The 5000-nt window shown below is 55.9% G+C and carries 3 protein-coding genes and 2 rRNA genes (2 of these 5 only partly in view); all 5 read left to right on the top strand.

Annotated elements, in window-relative coordinates; all coding sequences use genetic code 11:
* Window positions 1–319: the 3' end of an ATP-dependent sacrificial sulfur transferase LarE gene (larE, locus tag CBW65_RS00200; RefSeq protein ID WP_087455028.1), read on the top strand. Its footprint begins 497 nt before the window's first position; the window shows 319 of its 816 coding nt (coding positions 498–816); its start codon lies beyond the left edge, outside the window; the stop codon is at window positions 317–319.
* The gene (gene larB / locus CBW65_RS00195) at window positions 316–1056 is read left to right on the top strand and encodes a nickel pincer cofactor biosynthesis protein LarB (RefSeq protein WP_087455027.1); all 741 of its coding nucleotides are present in this window, start codon (window positions 316–318) and stop codon (window positions 1054–1056) included. The genes larE and larB overlap by 4 nt, the downstream gene beginning before the upstream one ends.
* Before the next feature lie 4 nt (window positions 1057–1060).
* Complete coding sequence (gene larC, locus CBW65_RS00190) at window positions 1061–2338, top strand: nickel pincer cofactor biosynthesis protein LarC (RefSeq protein ID WP_087455026.1); 1278 nt, start codon at window positions 1061–1063, stop codon at window positions 2336–2338.
* A 244-nt stretch (window positions 2339–2582) separates the two neighbouring features.
* Window positions 2583–4129: ribosomal RNA gene (locus CBW65_RS00185) — 16S ribosomal RNA — on the top strand.
* Between the two features lie 160 nt (window positions 4130–4289).
* Window positions 4290–5000, top strand: a 23S ribosomal RNA gene (locus CBW65_RS00180); it runs 2285 nt beyond the window's last position.
* The 16S and 23S rRNA genes sit together here, the layout of an rRNA operon.

The following is a 5000-nucleotide window of genomic DNA, read 5'->3' as shown; positions in this document are numbered from 1 at the left end:
GAATTGGGAGAAGCCGTCGTTTGCCTGCCTCTCGTCGCGGATTCCTTACGGTTCGCTGATCACGCTGGACAAAGTTGGCCAGTTGGACCGCGGAGAAGATCAGCTGCGCAAGTTCGGCTTTAAGCAGATCCGCATTCGCCATCATGATAACATCGCGCGGGTGGAAGTGCTTCCTGAGGAACTGATGAAGGCGGTTGAGCTGGCAGATCAGATCACTGAGATTTTGAAAGGCGAAGGCTTTACGTATGTGACGCTGGACTTGCAAGGGTATCGCAGCGGATCGATGAATGAGCCTTTGAAGGCAAAGACGACCGTATGAAGCTCCAGGATATTTTGACGAAGGTGCAAGCGGGCGAGCTGTCTGTGCAGGATGCGGAGTCAGCAATTCGCGGTTTTGAGGATATTGGCTTTGGCAAAGTGGATTATGCGCGGGAGTCGCGAACCGGCTACCCGGAAGTCATTTTTGGGCAAGGCAAGACGCCGGAACAGGTGCAGGCGATCTTTGCCCGTCTGTATGAGAAGCACGGCAAGGTGATGGTCACCCGCGCTGACTGGCTGATGGCCGATCGGGTGATGGAGATCGTCCCGGATGCTGTTTATGATGAGATGTCGCGCCTGTTGACTGTCGGCAGCTGTGAGCGCCGTTTTTCCGGCAAATTGGCGGTGCTCTCGGCGGGCACGGCCGATCTGCCGGTCGCGGAAGAAGCAGCGAAAACAGCTGAGTGGATGGGCAACGATGTCGATCGGATCTACGACGTGGGCGTGGCAGGCATCGACCGACTGCTCGCCCAGCGCGAGCGGATTCGGGAAGCGAGCGTTGTGATTGTCGTCGCCGGCATGGAAGGAGCGCTCGGCAGCGTGATCGGCGGATTGGTGCGCCGGCCGGTGATCGCGGTGCCGACGAGCGTTGGCTATGGAGCGCATTTTAGCGGATTGACGCCGCTGCTGTCGATGCTGACATCGTGCTCGGCGGGAGTGACCGTCGTGAATATCGATAATGGATTTGGTGCGGCTTTTGCTGCGTCGATGATTCAGCAGGCGATATTGGAGGGGTAAAGTCATGAGAACGTTATATTTGGACTGCGTTTCGGGGATCAGCGGAGATATGCTGCTGGCGGCGCTCGTCGATGCGGGTGCCAGCCTCGAGTACGTGAAGCGCGAACTTTTGAAGCTGCCGATCGACGACTTCGAGATCTGGGTCGACACGGTGGACAAGCAAGGCATCACCGCCAAGAAGCTGCAAATCCGCCTCCCGGAAGCGGGGCATGACCACGATCATAGCCATGACCACGGGCACAGTCATGACCATGGGCATAGCCACGACCATGGGCATAGCCATGACCATGGGTTACATACGCACCACCACCATCATGAGCATCGCAAAGCGGCGACGATTCTGGAGATGATTCGGGAGAGCGATCTGCCGGAGCGGGTGAAAGCCCGCAGTCTGGCCATTTTCAAAGTCATCGCCGAGGCAGAGGGCAAGATCCACGGTATCCATCCCTCCGAGGTGCATTTTCATGAGGTGGGCGCGATGGACTCGATCATCGATACGATCGGCATTTGCCTCGCCTTGGAAGACCTCGGCGTTGACCAACTGCTCGCCTCTCCTGTGCCGACCGGCTATGGCAAAATGCGCATGGCCCACGGTCTTTATCCGATCCCGGCACCGGCGACGGCCGAGCTTTTGACCGGCATTCCGATCGCCCGTTCCCATTCGGAAGGCGAACTGACCACACCGACCGGCGCCGGTGTGCTCAAAGCGCTGGTCAGCGAGTTCGGCCCGCTGCAACTCTTTACCGTCGACAAAATCGGGTATGGTGCCGGTACGAAAGACTTTGCTGTCCCGAACGTCATCCGCGTTCTGCTTGGTGTTGCAGCAGCCAAGGAGACAACCCGTGAAACGATCCACGTCCTCGAGGCTCAACTTGACGACTGCACCGCCGAGACGCTTGGTTATGTGATGGAGCGCTTGTTTGAAGCAGGCGCGCTCGATGTCTATTACACAGGCGTCCAGATGAAGAAAAACCGGCCGGGCACGCTGCTGACCGTCTTGTGTCTGCCGGAAGCGTCCAATCGTCTGGAAGAGATCCTGCTGCTGGAAACCACCACGTTTGGCGTCCGCCAAAGCGTCTGGACCCGCCGTATTCTCGACCGGGAGTTCGGCGAAGCAGTGACTCCCTTCGGCAGCGTACGAGTGAAAATCGGCAAACTCGGCGGCGATGTGGTGCAAACCACGCCCGAGTATGAAGACGTCGCACGCCTGGCGCGGGAAAATAACGTCCCGTTCCTTGAAGTGTACCGTGCGGCACTGAGCGAGAACAAAAAAACAAGGTAACACAACGAGAGCCGCTGACAAGCGGCTTTTTGTTTTTCTATGACGATATTTGGCGGAAAGTAGAGTTGAGGCAGATGTTCGGGCATGATAAGATAACTCTTGTCGCCGCGAGAGATGGTGGCCCAACTAAGAACGCGACGTCCTGTCGCAACGTTGGACAATGTACTTCCTGTACTTGATCCTTGAAAACTAAACGAGTGTTACAGAGAGATGACGCGAGTCAGAGATACAAACTTTTTCAACTTTTATTGAGAGTTTGATCCTGGCTCAGGACGAACGCTGGCGGCGTGCCTAATACATGCAAGTCGAGCGGACTGATTCGGAGCTTGCTCCGAAGATGTTAGCGGCGGACGGGTGAGTAACACGTGGGCAACCTGCCCGACAGACTGGGATAACGCTTGGAAACGAGTGCTAATACTGGATAGGCTTTTCCTTCGCATGAGGGAGAAGAGAAAGAAGCTTTCGCTTCACTGTCGGATGGGCCCGCGGCGCATTAGCTAGTTGGTGAGGTAACGGCTCACCAAGGCGACGATGCGTAGCCGACCTGAGAGGGTGACCGGCCACACTGGGACTGAGACACGGCCCAGACTCCTACGGGAGGCAGCAGTAGGGAATCTTCCACAATGGGCGCAAGCCTGATGGAGCAACGCCGCGTGAATGATGAAGGCCTTCGGGTTGTAAAATTCTGTCTTCTGTGAAGAACAAGTGTGAGAAGAGAATGCTCACACCCTGACGGTAACAGAGGAGGAAGCCCCGGCTAACTACGTGCCAGCAGCCGCGGTAATACGTAGGGGGCAAGCGTTGTCCGGAATCACTGGGCGTAAAGCGCGCGCAGGCGGCCATTTGCGTCCGGGGTGAAAGCCCAAGGCTCAACCTTGGGATTGCCTTGGATACGGGATGGCTTGAGGATCGGAGAGGCAAGGGGAATTCCACGTGTAGCGGTGAAATGCGTAGAGATGTGGAGGAACACCTGTGGCGAAGGCGCCTTGCTGGCCGATTTCTGACGCTGAGGCGCGAAAGCGTGGGGAGCAAACAGGATTAGATACCCTGGTAGTCCACGCCGTAAACGATGAGTGCTAGGTGTTGGGGGGTACCACCCTCAGTGCCGAAGCTAACGCATTAAGCACTCCGCCTGGGGAGTACGGTCGCAAGACTGAAACTCAAAGGAATTGACGGGGGCCCGCACAAGCAGTGGAGCATGTGGTTTAATTCGAAGCAACGCGAAGAACCTTACCAAGACTTGACATCCCGCTGACCGGTTTAGAGATAGACCTTCCCTTCGGGGCAGCGGTGACAGGTGGTGCATGGTTGTCGTCAGCTCGTGTCGTGAGATGTTGGGTTAAGTCCCGCAACGAGCGCAACCCCTAAATTGTGTTGCCATCATTTGGTTGGGCACTCACAATTGACTGCCGGTGACAAACCGGAGGAAGGCGGGGATGACGTCAAATCATCATGCCCCTTATGTCTTGGGCTACACACGTGCTACAATGGGCGGTACAAAGGGTTGCGATGCCGCGAGGCGGAGCCAATCTCAAAAAGCCGCTCACAGTTCGGATTGCAGGCTGCAACTCGCCTGCATGAAGCTGGAATTGCTAGTAATCGCGGATCAGCATGCCGCGGTGAATTCGTTCCCGGGCCTTGTACACACCGCCCGTCACACCATGGGAGTTGGCAACACCCGAAGCCGGTGAGGTAACCGCAAGGAGCCAGCCGTCTAAGGTGGGGTCGATGACTGGGGTGAAGTCGTAACAAGGTAGCCGTATCGGAAGGTGCGGCTGGATCACCTCCTTTCTAAGGATTTAAGATTTATTCGAATAGACTTGCGTCAATCTCTGACAACAACTCGTTTAGTTTTGGGGGATCAAACCCTCAATGTGTTCCTTGAAAACTGGATAGCGAAATAGTGAGTCAAGACATGTTTGAAATGCAGTACTTTCGAAGCGTTAACTTAGGTTAAGCTACGAAGGGCGCACGGAGGATGCCTTGGCGCCAAGAGCCGATGAAGGACGGGGCAAACACCGAAATGCCTCGGGGAGCCGTAAGCAGGCGTTGATCCGGGGGTATCCGAATGGGGCAACCCGGCACTCGTAATGGAGTGTCACTCAGCACTGAATCCATAGGTGTTGAGAGGTAGACCAGGGGAACTGAAACATCTAAGTACCCTGAGGAAGAGAAAACAATAGTGATTCTCCTAGTAGCGGCGAGCGAACGGGGAAGAGCCCAAACCGCGTGGCTTCGGCCATGCGGGGTTGCGGGGCGTCTCATCGGTGGACAGTGCCAAATTTATCGAAGCAGCGACAGCGAATTCGGTAAATTTCGCACTGTACGCCGAATGGAGTTACAAATCTGTTGGGTAGAAGAACGATCTGGAACGATCGACCGCAGAGGGTGAAAGTCCCGTATTCAAAATCAAACAGACTCCGAGACGATACCCCAAGTACCGCGGGACACGAGAAATCCCGTGGGAATCAGGGAGGACCACCTCCCAAGGCTAAATACTACTTGGCGACCGATAGTGAACCAGTACCGTGAGGGAAAGGTGAAAAGCACCGCGGGAGCGGAGTGAAAAAGAACCTGAAACCGTGTGCCTACAATCAGTCGGAGGGCGTTTATGCCTGACGGCGTGCCTTTTGTAGAATGAACCGGCGAGTTACGATCGCGG

The organism is Tumebacillus avium (assembly GCF_002162355.1).
GTDB classification, from domain to species: Bacteria; Bacillota; Bacilli; order Tumebacillales; family Tumebacillaceae; genus Tumebacillus_A; species Tumebacillus_A avium.
This window is presented reverse-complemented; position numbering and strand designations above follow the sequence as displayed.